This is a genomic window from Streptomyces durocortorensis (assembly GCF_016901035.1).
Lineage (GTDB): Bacteria > Actinomycetota > Actinomycetes > Streptomycetales > Streptomycetaceae > Streptomyces > Streptomyces durocortorensis.
Genome location: NZ_JAFEUF010000069.1, coordinates 16,969 through 31,597, shown reverse-complemented (window position 1 = coordinate 31,597; position 14,629 = coordinate 16,969). Strand labels below are relative to the sequence as shown.

The window sequence follows — 14,629 nt, the reverse complement described above, 5'->3', positions numbered from 1 at the left end:
TTTCTTGTTGCGTGGGCTGGGATTTTTGTATTAGTTACAGCTGGAGCGGATGGAGCGGGTCCGGGGGGCCGGAGGGCTCCGGGCGTGACGCCCGCCGGTGGCCCGGACCCAGAATTCCGGGCGCGGCGCGGGTGTGTGAGCGGTCTTACGGAATCTCCCCAGGTGATACGCGGGACATGCGTGCGTGGCAGGATGGGCGTGCCGCGGCGAGGGCTGCGGACCGTACGGCAGAGGGAAGGACCGGACCCGGCGTTGAGCGAGAATCAGAACCTCCTCGCGGAGCAGCGCCGTGCGCTGATCCTCGACGAGGTGCGCAGGCGTGGTGGGGTCCGGGTCAACGAGCTGACCCGCAAGCTGAACGTCTCCGACATGACGATCCGCCGGGATCTGGACGCGCTGGCCCGCCAGGGCGTCATCGAGAAGGTCCACGGCGGTGCGGTCCCGGTCGTCGAGGCGAGTACGCACGAGCCCGGGTTCGAGGCGAAGTCGGCGCTGGAGCTGAGCGCCAAGGAGGACATCGCGCGGGCGGCGGCGGCGCTGGCGGTGCCCGGCAGCGCGATCGCGCTCTCGGGCGGGACGACGACGTTCGCGCTGGCCCGGCATCTGCTGGACGTGCCGGATCTGACGGTGGTGACCAACTCGGTGCGGGTGGCCGACGTGTTCCACGACGCGCAGCGCCCGGCCGGGGGGCGCGGCGCGCGGCCCGGGGCGGCGACGGTGGTGCTGACCGGCGGGGTGCGCACCCCCTCGGACTCGCTGGTCGGGCCGGTCGCGGACCGGGCCATCGACTCCCTCCACTTCGATGTGCTGTTCCTCGGCGTGCACGGGATCTCGGCCGAGGCCGGGCTCTCGACGCCCAATCTCGCGGAGGCGGAGACCAACCGCCGTTTCGTCCGGGCGGCGCGCCGGATCGTGGTCGTGGCCGACCACACCAAGTGGGGCACGGTGGGCCTGAGTTCCTTCGCCGCGCTGGAGGAGGTCGACACGTTCGTCACGGACGCGGGCCTGGCTCCGGAGCTGCGTGCGGAGATCGAGGAGCATCTGCCGGGTCTGCTGGTGGCGGGCGACGCTCCGGCCGAGACCGCCGACGCCGCGCCCACCACCGAGGGCTGACGCGGGTTCCGCTCGGCTCGCGGTGTGCGGGACAGGCCCTAGGATCGGGCTGTGGCCGTCTTCCGGATCGAGCGCTTCTCCCCTCTCCCCGCAGCCGAGGCCTGGCGTCGGGTGACCGACTGGGAACGGCACGCCGCGCAGGTGCCGTTGACCGCGATCTCCGTTCCGACCGGGCTTCCCTCGCAGCTCGGCACGGTCTTCGTGGCCCGTACGGGACTGGGCCCGCTGGCGTTCGACGACCCGATGGAAGTGGTGCGGTGGACGCCGCCCGCCGGGGGCCGGGCCGGGGTCTGCCGACTGGAGAAGCGGGGCTCCGTGGTGCTGGGCCGGGCCTCGATCGACGTGCTGCCCACGGATTCCGGTTCCCATGTGGTCTGGGTCGAGGAGCTGCGGGTGAGGCTGGTTCCCCGGTTCGGTGACCCGCTGCTCGCCTCCGCCGGGCGGCGGATGTTCGGCAAGGTCCTGGACGCCCTGCTCGCCTCCCCCGGCGACGCGCACGGGTGAGGCCGGGTGCGGGCCTGCACGAGCGGGCCCGCCCGGGTGGGGAGCACACGCGCCGCGTACGGGTGATGTGACCGTCACACGATTGACTCGTTTGTCGGTATGACACCCCCGCCACGGCCCCGGAAGGCACCGATTCCATGCCGATCCATCAACCGCAGCAGCGGACCGACGTACAGAGCGACCGCACGGGCGTGCAGCAGGCCGAGGCCGCCCTCGTGGAGCACTACCCGCGCCTGGTTCGACTGGCCTATGTCGTCCTGCCGCCGGCGCTCGGCCGGCACCGCCGGGTCCTGACCGCCCACTCCGTCGTCCAGCGGGCCCTGCCCGCCGCCGGGAGCAAGGCGTCGGGCCCGCGCGTTCCGGCCCAGTCCCGCCGGACCGGCCCTCCGACGGGCACGGAGGGCGCCTCGAAGGACCGGATCCCCGCCCACCCGGCGTACGGGTGGGTGCGGCTGCGGGTGCTGCGGGCGGCGCTGGCCCACGAACGGCGGCCCCGCTGGTGGCCCGGGCGGCTCCCGGCGCCGGCCGCGCTGCGTCCGGCCCTGCCGGTGGTGTGGGGGCTGCGGCTCTTCCCCCGGGCGGGCGGCGTCGACGAACTGGCCCTGGACCGGGCGCTGTCGGCGGTGGACGGGCCGGTCCGGGCGGCATTCGCGCTGCAACTGCTGGAAGGGCTCGACGAGTCCGGGGTCCGGGAGCTGCTGGCCGAAGCAGTGGTGGCGGACCCTTCGGGTGCGGTGCGCCGGGCGGCCCGGCTGGGGCGGCCGGACCGGGCCGGGGCGCAGGCGATGCTCAGGTCCGGCGAGTTCGACCCGTGCACGGTCCAGACCCGCCCGAGCGACCTGCTGCGGCGCAGGCACCGGGTGCGGGCGGCGGCGGTGGCCGCGGCGCTGTGCGTGGTGGCGGGGGGCCTGGCGGCCGCCGTCGAGCAGGGGACGAACGGCCCGGGCGAGGACCGGTCCCCCGCGGGCGTGCTCGCGCCGGTGCTCGATCCTGCGGAGCTGACGCGGACGGCGGCGGAGCGGTGGGCGGACACCTCGCGCGTCGACTTCACCGCCTGGCCGGCCAGGGGCGGGCGCACGGACGACGACGCACTGCTGGGCCGGGCGCTGCGGGCCTGGGCCGAGCCGCCGGAGTCGGTCCGGGTCTCCACCACCCCGGGCACGGCGGCGGTGCCGCCCGCCGGGCCGCCCCAGCTGCTGTTCGCCGACGAGGTGGACGGGGCGGCCGTGGTGCTGTTCCACGACAGCGCCGACCGGGTGGTGCGCTACGCGGAACCGCTGTCCGGCTCCGGCGGGGCGGCGCTCGACTTCGCCCGCACCGACGACGCGGACGTGACGACGGGTGCGGCGGTCGTCGTCAGCCGTACGGCCGACAGTGCGCGGTTCCTGCTCGCACCCTGGATCGCGGAGTCCACCACCCGGGACCTGCTTGCGCCCGACACGCCCGGACGGCCGCTGGAGGTGGGCCCGGACGGGGTGACCGCCGCGGTGCCCCGGCCCGGCGCGGGCGGCGCGTGCGACGCCTGGCCGGTGGTCCAGTTGCGCTCCTCCGAGCGGATCGTGGAGAAGCACGCGTTCCTGCTGACGGACCTGGGGGAGCTGGCCCCCGCGCATCTGACGTACATGCCGAAGCCCGGCCGGGGCACGCCAGCCCGCCAGCCGCGCGAGGCGACGGGGCCCGACGCGCTGCTCGCCTGGGCGCGCACGGCGTGCTCCCTGCGGTCCCTGTCGGGCTCCGGCGTACGGTCGGTCAACAACTGGGCCTTCGCGGAGCAGAAGCTCCCCGAGGGCGGCACGTCGGCCGACTGGGTGTGCACCCGGGCCGACACCTGGCGGGGGCCCGGCCGGGTCCTGGTGCAGTTCCTCGCGCCCGCCGCCTCCCCCACGGACCCGGCCGCGGTGGTCGCCGACCGTGACGACACGGCCCTGTGCAGCAAGTTCGGGCAGCACGTCCTGGCGGGCACCCACTGGAGGGCCGACTCCGGCCGGTGGTACGTGCTGGGTGCGGGCAGCCGGGCGGTGACCGGCATCCGGGCGACCGGGGAGGTCCGGGGCGCGGCGGGCGGGCCGACGTTCGCGGTGCGGGCACCCCGGGACGCCGAGGTCGAGCTGACGGCGTCGCTGCGCGAGGGCGGGACGCTCACGGCGGTGCACTGAGCCGGCGCGAGGGCCTGAGGCCGGGGAGCAAGGGGCCGGGACCGGGGGCCGGGACAGGAGGACGGGACCGGAAGCCTGGACCGGGGGCCGTCACCGTACCGATGAGGTCGATGCCGCCGTACGGAGTCCTCGACCGGTCCCGGGGGCCTTCCGGTGCCACACTGGGACAGGTGACGGATCTTGAGAACGGCCCCGGCGACAGCACAGGACACCCCGACGACTCCGCTCCGCGCTGCCTGGTGACCGGGGCCACCGGTTACATCGGCGGCCGGCTGGTGCCCGCCCTGCTCGATGCCGGGTACCGGGTGCGCGCCCTGGCCAGAACCCCGCAGAAGCTCCGCGACTACCCGTGGGCGGACCGGGTCGAGGTGGTGCGCGGCGATGTCACCGACGCCGACTCCCTGGCGGAGGCGATGCGGGGCGTCGATGTGGCGTACTACCTGGTGCACGCGCTCGGCACCGGCTCCGACTTCGAGAGGACCGACCGCGAGGCGGCCCGCACTTTCGGGGAGCAGGCGCGGGCGGCGGGGGTGCGCCGGATCGTGTATCTGGGCGGGCTGACTCCGGCGGGGGTGCCGGAGAAGGACCTGTCGCCGCACCTGCGTTCACGGGCCGAGGTGGGGCACATCCTGCTGTCCTCCAAGGTGCCGACGGCGGTGCTGCGCGCGGCGATCGTCATCGGCTCGGGGTCCGCCTCGTTCGAGATGCTGCGGTATCTCACGGAGCGGCTGCCGGTGATGGTCACCCCGAGCTGGGTACGGACCCGGATCCAGCCGGTGGCCGTACGGGACGTGATCCGCTACCTGGTGGGATGCGCCGCGCTGCCGGCCGGGGTGAACCGGGCCTTCGACATCGGGGGCCCGGACGTCATGACGTACCGGGACATGATGCAGCGCTACGCGGCGGTGGCGGGGCTGCGGCCGCGCGTCATCCTGCCGGTTCCGGTGCTCACCCCGACGCTCTCCAGCCGCTGGGTCGGGCTGGTCACCCCGGTGCCCAGCTCGATCGCACGGCCGCTCACGGAGTCGCTGCGCCACGAGGTGGTCTGCCGGGAGCACGACATCAAGGAGTACGTCCCCGATCCGCCGGACGGGATGATCGGCTTCGACCGGGCGCTGCGGCTGGCGCTGCAGCGGATCCAGGAGGCGAGGGTCGACACCCGCTGGTCCAACGCGGCGGTGCCGGGCGCTCCGAGTGACCCGCTGCCCACCGACCCGGACTGGGCGGGCGGCAGCCTCTACCGCGACGAGCGGGAGATGGCCGTTCCGGTCGGGCCCGAGGCGCTGTGGCGGGTGATCGAGGGCATCGGCGGGGAGAACGGCTGGTACTCCTTCCCGCTGGCCTGGGCGGTACGGGGCTGGCTCGACCGGCTCGTCGGCGGGGTGGGCCTGCGGCGCGGCCGGCGGGACGCCCAGCATCTGCGGGTGGGCGACTCGCTGGACTTCTGGCGGGTGGAGGAGATCCTGCCGGGCGAACTGCTGCGGCTGCGGGCCGAGATGCGGGTGCCGGGCCTGGCCTGGCTGGAGCTGTCGGTGCGCCGCGACGAGCGAGGCCGGACGGTGTACGGGCAGCGCGCGCTGTTCCATCCGCGCGGGCTGTTCGGACACGCGTACTGGTGGAGCGTGTGGCCCTTCCACTCGGTGGTCTTCGGCGGGATGGCGCGCAACATCGCCGAGGCGGCGGCGGCCGAGGAGAAGCGGCGCGGACCGGTGGCCGACAGGGGGCGCGCGGCAGTTGCCGACAGTGGTACAGACAACTGACGGTCGGGCCGCTAGGGTGTGCCCGGCGTCGTGGACCCGGCCCGGATCCGCCGGGCGCACCCTGGGGTGTGCGCTCCACAGACGCAACACCGCGACCGCGGACCGCCAGGAGGTGCACACGATGGCACGCCGACTCCGTACCGTGGGACGGGAGTTCGCCGACTCCGCGCCGATGCGGCTGGTGTTCGCCGCCGAGGTTTCCGCGCCGCCCGACGTGGTGTACCGCGCGCTCGCCGACGATGTCGCGTCCTGGCCGTCCTGGTTCACCGCCGTCACCCGGGCCACACCCACCGATGCGGGCGCGGGCCGGGAGGTGCGGCTGCGGGGCGGGGTCCACTTCCGCGAGACGATCGTCGCCGCCGAGCCGGGCACGTGCTATGCCTACCGGGTCGACGAGACCAACGCACCCGGTCTGCGGGCCCTGCTGGAGGAGTGGCGGCTCACCCCGGAGGGGTCCGGGACACGGGTGCAGTGGACGTTCGCCGCCGACGGGACGGGGCTGTTCCGCCTCGTGCTGAGCCTGGGCCGGGCCGGGGTGGGCCGGTCCTTCCGGGACGCCGTGCGCCGCCTGGACGCGCGGCTGGCGACGACGACGCCCTGAGCGGACCGGACGCGGGCTCTCAGCAGGGCCAGGTCCCGGTGGCGAGGAAGGCGTCGATGGCGGCGGCGTACGGGGCGATGTCCAGGCCCTGTTCCTCCAGCCAGGAGTCGGAGTAGTACTTGTCCAGGTAGCGGTCGCCCGGGTCGCACAGCAGGGTGACGACGCTGCCCTGCTCACCGCGCTCCACCATCTCGGCGATCAGCTTGAACGCGCTCCACAGCCCGGTGCCGGTGGAGCCGCCCGCCTTCCGGCCGATGGCCCGCTCCAGGGCGCGGACGGCGGCGACGCTGGCGGCGTCGGGCACCTTCATCATGCGGTCGATGGCGCCGGGCACGAAGCTGGGTTCCATACGCGGGCGGCCGATGCCCTCGATGCGCGAGCCGCGGTCGCTGGTGGCGTCCGGGTCGTGGTGGGTCCAGCCGTCGAAGAAGCAGGAGTTCTCCGGGTCCGGCACGCAGATGCGGGTGTCGTGCTGGAGGTAGTGGACGTAGCGGGCGATGGTCGCCGAGGTGCCGCCGGTCCCGGCGGTGGCGACGATCCAGGCCGGTTCCGGGTAGCGCTCCAGGCGCAGCTGCTGGTAGATCGACTCCGCGATGTTGTTGTTGCCGCGCCAGTCGGTGGCGCGCTCCGCGTAGGTGAACTGGTCCATGTAGTGCCCGCCGGTCTCGGCGGCGAGCGCCGCGGACTGTTCGTACATGGTGCGCGAGTCGTCCACGAAGTGGCACTGCCCGCCGTGGAATTCGATGAGGCGGCACTTCTCGGGGCTGGTGGTGCGGGGCATCACGGCGATGAACGGGACGCCGATGAGCTTGGCGAAGTACGCCTCCGACACGGCGGTCGAACCGCTGGACGCCTCGATGACGGGCTTGCCGGGCCGGATCCAGCCGTTGCAGAGCCCGTAGAGGAAGAGCGAGCGGGCCAGGCGGTGCTTGAGGCTGCCCGTGGGGTGCGTGGACTCGTCCTTGAGGTACAGGTCGATGCCCCACGCCTCGGGCAGCGGGAAGCGCAGCAGGTGGGTGTCGGCGGAGCGGTTCGCGTCGGCCTGAACCTTGCGGACGGCCTCCTTCAGCCAGGCCCGGTACTCCGGGTCGCTGCGGTCGACGTCCACGGTCGCCCTGGCCCCGCCCCCGACTGTGTTGTCACTGGTCTCCATGGGCCTGCTCCTGTTGGGTCGTCGATCCGGTGCTCGCCCCTCCACGATAGGCACCCCACCTGCACAAACGGTCACTTTGATGGCCCATAGCGATGCCTTTGACCACCGTCTGCGGGACGGCTGTGACGGGGGGGTGCGAGCGGCCGCGCGGGGAGCTTCCCGGCCCTCTGGCGGTCCGGCCCGCGTCCGGGCACACTGCAACAGCAGGAGTAGTGACGAAGGGGGGCGAATCCGCGATGGCGGACGTCGAGTTCAGTGCGTCGGGGGTCAGGATCGAGCGGTTCACCAGGTCGCTGACCAGGGCTGGTCAGGTGGTGGTGAAGGACGGCCGGCTGTCCCTCCTCACGAGCAACGGGCGGGAGATCGACAGCGCCCCGGTGGGCACGGTCAGCGCACGCAAGTGGTGGTTCATCGCGGCGGATTCCGTCATCGCACGGGTGAACGGGGTGCGCTACCGGTTGACGATGGGGCAGCGCAACCGCAGACGGGACGGGGCGGCTCCGCTGCGGCGTTTCCTGGAGACGTTGCGCAGTGCGCGCGGCCGCCGGGACTGATCTGGGGGTACGGACGGCGGTCGGCCGGTTCCCGCCCTTCGGCACGGACGCCGGCAGGCTCGTTCCCGGGCCTGCCGGTACGCACGCGGCGTCCGGTCTCCGGCCCGTCGGGCTCCGCCGCGAGTTGCGGAGCCGTATCCCCTGGGCCACGCTGGATCCACGTCACTGAAGGTGCACCCTCGGTGACAGAGCGATCCGCTCCACGGACCGGGTCGCGCGACACGAGCAGACACGACAAGAGCAGAGCGGATTCGGCAGTCAGTCGTCCGCCGGCCCCGTTCGTATCTCTTCTCTTCTTCCGGACCTATTTCGGGGAGTCGCAGCCGTGATCAGCGAGCCAAGCAGGCACTGCACGGTGGAGCTCCAGGCCCTGCCGTCGCGGATCGGTCAGGTCCGCAGAATCATTTCGGCGCAACTGCGCTACTGGCATCTCGATCCTCTGATCGACCAGGCGGCCCTGGGCGTCACCGAGCTTCTCACCAACGTTCACCGGCACGCACAGCCGGACAAGTCATGCACCGTCGACATCGAGCTGCTGCTCGACCGTCTGACGGTCTCCGTCCACGACCACGACCCGCGTCTGCCCACGGTGAACGAGGCGGACTCGTTCGCCACGTCGGGCAGGGGTCTGGCCCTGATCGCCGCCGTCAGCGAGAGCTGGGGCGTGCGGCCGATCGGCTCGGCCGGGAAGGCCGTCTGGTTCACCCTGCCCGCGGCCTCCGCCGCCTCGACCCTGCCACCGCTCGCGGTGTACGGGTCGATGACCGACGGGCCGTTCGGGGCCGTGACCATCACACCCGACGACATCGTGGCCGCGCCCGCGGACCGGCCGAACTGCTCGTCCAGCACGGACAGTCGGCGCCAGTATTCGTCCTCGTCGATCTCACCCGCCGCGAAGCGGCGGCCGAGCAGGGCGATCGGCGAGGACGGTCCGGGGGCACCCTGCGGAGTGCGGGCGGCCGTCCATGGCCCCTTTCGGCCGCGCCACACGGTGCGGCGCAACAGGGTGACCATTCCGATGACGACCGCCGCCCAGAAGAGCGGGAAGAGCAGGACCCAGGGTCCGGGTCCGCCGGTGTGCGCCAGGATGTTCATCTCGGTCAGCTCCCTCGTTCGCGGATGGCGTGATGCCTGTCCGGTCGCTTTCGAGCCTGCCGCGATGAGGTGCTCGGGGGCGTCGTACGCGAGACGGCCGTGTGCGTACTGCGGCGGGAGCACGCCTCCCCGCGCGACATCCGCCCGGCAGCCGATCAGGCCAGCGCGGCGAGGGGGTCGTCGAGGACCGGCTGCCAGGCCAGTTCGGCGGCGCCCACCAGGCTGTTGTGGGCCAGGGTGCACGGCAGGATCGGCACACTGCCGCTGCGCCCCCACAGGCTCCGGTCGGCGACGACCGCGCGCAGCCGCTCCGGGTCCGCCTCCAGCAGGTCGCGGTGGAGGCCGCCGAGGATGATGCGGTCGGGGTTGAGGATGTTGACCAGCCCGGCCAGTCCCAGGCCCAGGCGGTCGATCAGTGCCTCGGCGGCCTGCCGCACCGCCGGGTCGCCGTACTCCGTCCGGAGCAGGTTCCCGGCCTGCTTGAGGAGGGACTCCTCGGGGCCCGGTTCGCGGCGGGCGGTGGTGAGGAAGGCCAGCGGGTCGGTCTCCACGTCGAGGCAGCCGCGTCCGCCGCAGTGGCAGGGCCGCCCCTCGGGGTTCACCGTGAGATGGCCCACCTCCAGCGCGAGGCCCGAACTCCCGCTGTGCAGGCGGCCGTCGAGCACGAGGGCCCCGCCGACGCCCCGGTGCCCGGTGGCCACGCAGAGGAGGTGCTGGGCGCCGCGGCCCGCGCCGTGCCGGTGCTCGGCCAGGGCGGTGAGGTTGACGTCGTTGCCGGTGAACGCGGGTCCGGTGATGCCCGCCCGGCGTACGCAGGCGGCGAAGATGTCGCGGACCGGGGAGCCCGCGGGCCAGGCGATGTGCAGCGGGTTGAGGGCGGTCCCCTCCGGCTCGGCGACCGCGGAGGGCACGGCGAGCCCGGCCCCGACGCAGCGCAGCCCGCTCGCCCGGAGCAGCTCCGCCCCCGCCTCCACGACCTCGCCGAGCACCTGCGCGGGGTCGGCCATCACCGCGACGCACCCCGGCGAGGTGGCGACGATCCGGCCGCCGAGCCCGACGAGCGCGGCCCGGAAGCCGTCGGCGTGCACCTGGGCGGCGAGGACGACGGGGCCGGTCTCCAGGACGGACAGCCGGTGCGAGGGGCGGCCCTGGGAGCCGGCCGCCGACCCGGGGCTGGAGTCGACCCGGATCAGCCCGAGCGCCTCAAGTTCCGCGGCGACCGCCCCGGCGGTGGCGCGGGTGACGCCGAGTTCGGAGGTGAGGACGGCCCGGGTGGGGGCGCGTCCGGTGTGCACCAGTTCCAGTGCGGGCCCGAGCGCACTGCGGCCCCTCTCCAACTTCGTCCGGGTGGTGGTCGCCTTGCCGTTCATGGGGGCGAGTCTCCCATGATCCGGAGGCTCCCCGGACGCCCAGGGCCGGTCCGGGGATCCCCTTCCGGCCAGGTCGGCGCCTCCGGAACGAGCGGTGTGCGGCGGTGTTGCGCCCGCCGCCGGAGCGCCTCTATGCTGAGTTTGTGCCGCAACTAAACAAACTGCGGACGGCCCTACCGGGGGGACCTGGCGGAGACACCGCCCCATCCTCGTCGGCCCGCCTCCGTACCGCGCTGACCGTGTTCTTCGCCCTCGACGGGTTCCTCTTCGCCGGCTGGGTGGTCCGTATCCCGGCCATCAAGCAGCAGACCGGAGCCTCCGCCTCCACCCTCGGCCTCGCCCTGCTCGGCGTCTCCGCCGGCGCGGTGATCACCATGATGCTCACCGGCCGGCTCTGCCGTCGGTACGGCAGCCACGCCGTCACCGTGGTCTGCGGCGTCCTGCTCCCCCTGAGCATCGCGCTTCCCGCCCAGACCCACTCGGCGCTCTCCCTCGGCCTCGTACTGCTGGTGTTCGGCGCGGCGTACGGCGGGATGAACGTGGCGATGAACAGCGCCGCCGTCGACCTGGTCGCCGCCCTGCGCCGACCGGTGATGCCGAGCTTCCACGCGGCGTTCAGCCTGGGCGGGATGGTCGGCGCCGGGCTCGGCGGCCTGGTGGCGGGCGGTCTCTCCGCCTCCACCCACCTGTTCCTGCTGGCCGGGATCGGACTGCTCGTCACCGCGTTCGCCGGACCCTCCCTGCTGCGCCACCGCCCCGTCCCCGCCGCCCCGGAGGCTCTCGACCCGCAGCAGCCCAAGCAGCGGCTCTCTCCCCGGGCTCGCCGGATCGTCGTGCTCTTCGGCGTGATCGCCCTGTGCACGGCGTACGGGGAGGGGGCGCTCGCCGACTGGGGCGCCCTGCACCTGGAACAGGACCTGGGAGCGCACCCGGGGCTCGCCGCCGCCGGATACGCGCTGTTCGCCCTGACGATGACGGCGGGCCGGCTGACCGGGACCATGCTCCTGGAACGGCTCGGCCAGACCCGCACCCTGACCCTCGGCGGGGCGACGGCCGCGGCGGGGATGCTGCTGGGCTCGCTGGCCCCGACCACATGGCTCGCCCTGGCCGGCTTCGCGGTCACCGGGCTCGGCCTCGCCAACATCTTCCCGGTCGCCGTGGGGCGCGCGGGCGAACTGGCCGGGCCCAGCGGAGTCGCCGCCGCCTCGACGCTCGGCTACGGCGGCATGCTGCTCGGCCCGCCCGCGATCGGCTTCCTCGCCGACTGGTTCTCGCTGCCGCTGGCCCTGACGACGGTCGCCCTGCTGGCAGCGGCGGCCGCCGCCCTGGGCTACGGGGCCCGCAACGCGACGACGGACGCGCACACCTGATCACCCGCACACACGGTCGATTGAGTAGCCGTACTCAGGCAGGACCCGCTCCCCGGTCGCACGATGGAGGCCTCGACCGAACCCCGACCGAGCAAGGGAGCACCTCATGAAGCGGCTGACCGGCCACCCGCACCTGAACACCCTGGTCCGCCTGACCTTCGGCAACCGCGCATCCCTGATCTATCTCGGGCTGGTGCTCGCGGCGACGCTGTTCTTCGCCGTGGACACCCTGTTCGTCGCCCACGAGGACGCCTCGTTCTCCGGCGTCTGGCTCTTCCTCCTCGCCGCCCCGACCGTCTTCCTGTTCTTCGTCGGCGGCTCCCTGGCGGGCGCCGAGGCCGGCGGGCCCACGTGGTTCCTGGTGCTCGGCCTGGTGGTCTCGGTCCTCGTGCAGTCGCTGGCCCTGGGCTGGTTCGTCCGCCTGGTGCGCCGGGCCGGTTCGGCCGGATCCGCGCACCCGCAGGGCGTCTGAAGGCCCGACAGAGCCCTGGCACAATCGCCGCCATGCAGATCACCGAGCACATCGCGTCGTTGTCCGAGGAAGGCCGGCTGCTCGCGGCCGCCGCCGAGCAGGCCGGCCCCGGCGCATCCGTCCCGACCTGTCCCGGCTGGCAGATACGTCATCTGCTGCGGCACACCGGCATGGTGCACCGGTGGGCGGCGGCCTTCGTCGCCGAGGGCCACACCGCCTATCAGCCGGACGGCGGCGAACCGGCCCTCGACGGCGCCGAACTCCTGGCATGGTTCCGCGAGGGACACCGCCGGCTGGTCCGGTCGCTGGAGGAAGCCCCCGCCGACCTGGACTGCTGGACCTTCCTGCCGGCGCCGTCCCCGCTGGCGTTCTGGTCCCGCCGTCAGCTGAACGAGACCACCGTGCACCGGGTGGACGCCGAATCGGCGCTGGGCTCCCCGCTGACCCCGGTCTCCGCGGACCGGGCGGTGGACGGCATCGACGAACTCCTCACCGGCTTCCACGCCCGCCCCACGAGCAAGGTCCGCTCCGAGAAGCCCCGCACCCTGCGGGTACGGGCCGTGGACACGGCGGCGACCTGGACGGTACGGATCTCCCAGGACCCGCCGCAGGCCGTACGGTCGGGGGCCGAGGCCGAGTCGGACGACGGCTTCGACTGCGAGCTGAGCGGTACGGCCGAGGGGCTCTACCTCGTCCTCTGGAACCGGCTGCCGCTCACCGCCCTCACCCTGCGCGGCGACCGCGCGGTGGCCCGGCTCTGGACGGACAACTCCGCCGTCACCTGGTGAGCACCGGGCCGTTCGAGGGACTAGTGCTCCGACCACATTGGTTCGCCGGGTTGATGGTCATGGCCGGGGCTGTAGAGGCGGTTGCCCGTGAGCATCCGATGAGGGGGTCAGAAAGGAGGTGCGGCAGAACCACTGCGCGTGCGCGCGTAGCGCGCGGGGGTGGTGCCCATGTGGCGTGTGAAGTGTCGGTTCAGGTGGGCTTGGTCGTGGAATCCCAGGGTTGTGGCGACTTCGGCGGGCCGGCGGCCGTCGAGGAGAAGTCGTCGCGCCTGCTCGATGCGCTTGCCTGTGAGGTAGGTGTGTGGCGGCAGTCCGTATGTCTGCTTGAAGCAGCGGATCAGGTGGGTGGGGTGGGCATACAGGATGGCCGCAGCCTCGTGCAGGGATATGCCGACGTGGATCCGTGCGTCCAGGAGTTCTCGCAGTCTGGCGGCGAGCCGGTTTGTCTCGTGTCCCGGTGTGCGGGGCTTGAGCGCGTCGAGGTGGGAGTGGAGGCGTTCTGTGATGAACGAGAGGCGGGACTCGGCTTCGAATCGGTCTTCGGTATGGACAAGAGCGGCGTGCAGCTGGTGGATTCGACGGCGCAGTAGTCCGTCGGTGACGACCGGGGCGTCCACCGCACGCCCGGCAAGACGCTGAGGAAGTACGGAGTCGTCGAGGTAGAGGTTGCGTTTGCGGAAACCTGACGCATTGACCGTGCGGCCGTCGTGGGGGACGCCGGGAGGTAGCAGGAGGACGCCGGCGGTGCCGGTTGCCCCATGGCGGTGACGGTCGAGTGCGAAGTCGACCGCCCCGTCGTCGAGGATCATCAGGTCCCACGTGTCGTGGGTGTGGGCCGGATATGCGTGGTCGGTGAAGTGCGCGTGGAGGACCTCGGCGATCCCTGGGACCTGTGGCCTCCAGGCGCTGACGGACGTGCGGGGTCGGTCACCACTCATGCCAGGAACGTACAAGACTGGCGGAAGCCGAGCGCGGCAGGCTCGTGACGCCGGCCGGAGGGGCGGAGAGTCGCTCCCCGGTTGACCGGCCTTGAGAGAGGATGCCGCATGTCCAAGTCTGCTGTCCCTGTCAATCTCACCGACAGGCTGTCGCAGTTCAGCGAGCTGTGGTCACAGAAGAAGGTGGCTGTGCTCAACGACTACGAGGTCAAACTGGCCAAGCTGAAGGGTGAGTTCGTCTGGCACACGCACGAGGACACCGATGAACTCTTCCTGGTCATCAGTGGACGGCTCACCATCCAGCTCAGGGATGCCGATGTGGTGCTGGAGCCCGGTGAGTTGTTCGTGGTCCCCCGCGGGGTGGAGCACTGCCCGGTGGCACACGAGGAGACCGCGATCCTGTTGTTCGAACCAGAGGGAACGCTCAACACCGGTGACGCAGGCGGGCCGATGACCAAGGTGGCCGAAACTCTCAGATGACAGGCGGGCGTGACAGCATCAGGCCGCTGCCTTCATGCAGGGGACGTCCGCCCCGGCGGATGCCTTTCTCGCTACGGACGCGGGCCCGCTCGCGTCGTTGGGCGGCCAGAACGACGGGGCGACGCGCGTTCTGATTGCGCCAGCGCAGGTAGCGGTGCAGCTCCCGGGTTTTGGACGGTGTGGTTGGGGTGGTGGGAGTTGGCCAGGGTGAACTGCCGCAGCGGCCCGAACTCGTCGAAGGCGTGCGCCGCTCAGCCGGCCTGCGGACCCTGACC

The 14,629-nt window shown here is 72.9% G+C and carries 13 protein-coding genes and 3 pseudogenes; 11 read left to right on the top strand and 5 right to left on the bottom strand.

Annotation, left to right across the window (positions count from 1 at the left end):
* The first annotated feature begins 252 nt into the window (after positions 1–252).
* The 5 genes from JS521_RS15895 to JS521_RS15875 all read left to right on the top strand — a co-directional run bounded on the left by JS521_RS15895 (position 253) and on the right by JS521_RS15875 (position 6,134).
* Positions 253–1,113: a DeoR/GlpR family DNA-binding transcription regulator gene (locus tag JS521_RS15895; protein ID WP_205083639.1), complete on the top strand. Its 861-nt coding sequence runs from the start codon at positions 253–255 to the stop codon at positions 1,111–1,113.
* Between the two features lie 51 nt (positions 1,114–1,164).
* Positions 1,165–1,617, top strand: a complete 453-nt coding sequence (locus JS521_RS15890) for an SRPBCC family protein (protein ID WP_205083638.1) — start codon at positions 1,165–1,167, stop codon at positions 1,615–1,617.
* 137 nt (positions 1,618–1,754) lie between these two features.
* The gene (locus tag JS521_RS15885) at positions 1,755–3,773 is read left to right on the top strand and encodes a hypothetical protein (protein ID WP_205083637.1); all 2,019 of its coding nucleotides are present in this window, start codon (positions 1,755–1,757) and stop codon (positions 3,771–3,773) included.
* A 170-nt stretch (positions 3,774–3,943) separates the two neighbouring features.
* On the top strand, positions 3,944–5,533 hold the full coding sequence (locus JS521_RS15880) for an SDR family oxidoreductase (RefSeq protein WP_205083636.1): 1,590 nt from the start codon (positions 3,944–3,946) through the stop codon (positions 5,531–5,533).
* A 121-nt stretch (positions 5,534–5,654) separates the two neighbouring features.
* Positions 5,655–6,134, top strand: coding sequence for an SRPBCC family protein (locus JS521_RS15875; protein WP_205083635.1), 480 nt, complete (start codon positions 5,655–5,657; stop codon positions 6,132–6,134).
* Positions 6,135–6,153: 19 nt separating this feature from the next.
* On the opposite strand, the gene cds1 is transcribed toward JS521_RS15875, so the two are convergent.
* Positions 6,154–7,287 (bottom strand): L-cysteine desulfhydrase Cds1, encoded by a 1,134-nt coding sequence (cds1, locus tag JS521_RS15870; RefSeq protein WP_205083634.1) that lies wholly within the window; start codon positions 7,285–7,287, stop codon positions 6,154–6,156.
* Positions 7,288–7,523: 236 nt separating this feature from the next.
* Between cds1 and JS521_RS15865 the strand changes: the two genes are divergently transcribed.
* Positions 7,524–7,841, top strand: coding sequence for a hypothetical protein (locus JS521_RS15865; protein ID WP_006122602.1), 318 nt, complete (start codon positions 7,524–7,526; stop codon positions 7,839–7,841).
* Between the two features lie 325 nt (positions 7,842–8,166).
* Positions 8,167–8,664, top strand: a pseudogene (locus tag JS521_RS15860) (ATP-binding protein); the annotation flags it as partial.
* Here JS521_RS15860 and JS521_RS15855 read toward each other — a convergent pair.
* Together JS521_RS15855 and JS521_RS15850 are read right to left on the bottom strand one after the other, a co-directional pair.
* Positions 8,658–8,936: pseudogene (locus tag JS521_RS15855) on the bottom strand (SHOCT domain-containing protein); the annotation flags it as partial. The pseudogenes JS521_RS15860 and JS521_RS15855 sit on opposite strands and share 7 nt — an antisense overlap.
* A gap of 155 nt (positions 8,937–9,091) precedes the next feature.
* Positions 9,092–10,306: an ROK family protein gene (locus JS521_RS15850; protein ID WP_030587299.1), complete on the bottom strand. Its 1,215-nt coding sequence runs from the start codon at positions 10,304–10,306 to the stop codon at positions 9,092–9,094.
* A 239-nt stretch (positions 10,307–10,545) separates the two neighbouring features.
* Here JS521_RS15850 and JS521_RS15845 point away from each other — a divergent pair, with 239 nt between their 5' ends.
* From JS521_RS15845 to JS521_RS15835, 3 genes are all read left to right on the top strand, one after another.
* The gene (locus JS521_RS15845; protein WP_205083633.1) at positions 10,546–11,676 is read left to right on the top strand and encodes an MFS transporter; all 1,131 of its coding nucleotides are present in this window, start codon (positions 10,546–10,548) and stop codon (positions 11,674–11,676) included.
* A gap of 106 nt (positions 11,677–11,782) precedes the next feature.
* A complete protein-coding gene (locus tag JS521_RS15840; RefSeq protein ID WP_205083632.1) occupies positions 11,783–12,148 on the top strand; it encodes an SCO4225 family membrane protein in 366 nt (121 codons plus the stop codon).
* A gap of 32 nt (positions 12,149–12,180) precedes the next feature.
* Complete coding sequence (locus tag JS521_RS15835; RefSeq protein WP_205083631.1) at positions 12,181–12,936, top strand: maleylpyruvate isomerase family mycothiol-dependent enzyme; 756 nt, start codon at positions 12,181–12,183, stop codon at positions 12,934–12,936.
* 107 nt (positions 12,937–13,043) lie between these two features.
* Here the strand turns inward: JS521_RS15835 and JS521_RS15830 are convergent, their stop codons facing one another.
* The gene (locus JS521_RS15830; protein WP_205083630.1) at positions 13,044–13,874 is read right to left on the bottom strand and encodes a helix-turn-helix transcriptional regulator; all 831 of its coding nucleotides are present in this window, start codon (positions 13,872–13,874) and stop codon (positions 13,044–13,046) included.
* Positions 13,875–13,982: 108 nt separating this feature from the next.
* Between JS521_RS15830 and JS521_RS15825 the strand changes: the two genes are divergently transcribed.
* Entirely contained in the window at positions 13,983–14,354 is a 372-nt protein-coding gene (locus JS521_RS15825) for a cupin domain-containing protein (RefSeq protein ID WP_205083629.1), read from the top strand.
* Here the strand turns inward: JS521_RS15825 and JS521_RS36670 are convergent.
* Positions 14,347–14,584 (bottom strand): annotated as a pseudogene (locus JS521_RS36670) (hypothetical protein); the annotation flags it as partial. The gene JS521_RS15825 and the pseudogene JS521_RS36670 overlap by 8 nt on opposite strands.
* Between the last annotated feature and the right edge of the window lie 45 nt (positions 14,585–14,629).

Excerpts from the sequence above, each read along its gene's own strand:
- JS521_RS15885 (WP_205083637.1), top strand. The coding sequence starts at position 1,755 with ATGCCGATCCATCAACCGCAGCAGCGGACCGACGTACAGAGCGACCGC.
- JS521_RS15875 (WP_205083635.1), top strand. The coding sequence starts at position 5,655 with ATGGCACGCCGACTCCGTACCGTGGGACGGGAGTTCGCCGACTCCGCG.
- cds1 (WP_205083634.1), bottom strand. The coding sequence starts at position 7,287 with ATGGAGACCAGTGACAACACAGTCGGGGGCGGGGCCAGGGCGACCGTG.
- JS521_RS15865 (WP_006122602.1), top strand. The coding sequence starts at position 7,524 with ATGGCGGACGTCGAGTTCAGTGCGTCGGGGGTCAGGATCGAGCGGTTC.
- JS521_RS15850 (WP_030587299.1), bottom strand. The coding sequence starts at position 10,306 with ATGAACGGCAAGGCGACCACCACCCGGACGAAGTTGGAGAGGGGCCGC.
- JS521_RS15840 (WP_205083632.1), top strand. The coding sequence starts at position 11,783 with ATGAAGCGGCTGACCGGCCACCCGCACCTGAACACCCTGGTCCGCCTG.
- JS521_RS15835 (WP_205083631.1), top strand. The coding sequence starts at position 12,181 with ATGCAGATCACCGAGCACATCGCGTCGTTGTCCGAGGAAGGCCGGCTG.
- JS521_RS15830 (WP_205083630.1), bottom strand. The coding sequence starts at position 13,874 with ATGAGTGGTGACCGACCCCGCACGTCCGTCAGCGCCTGGAGGCCACAG.
- JS521_RS15825 (WP_205083629.1), top strand. The coding sequence starts at position 13,983 with ATGTCCAAGTCTGCTGTCCCTGTCAATCTCACCGACAGGCTGTCGCAG.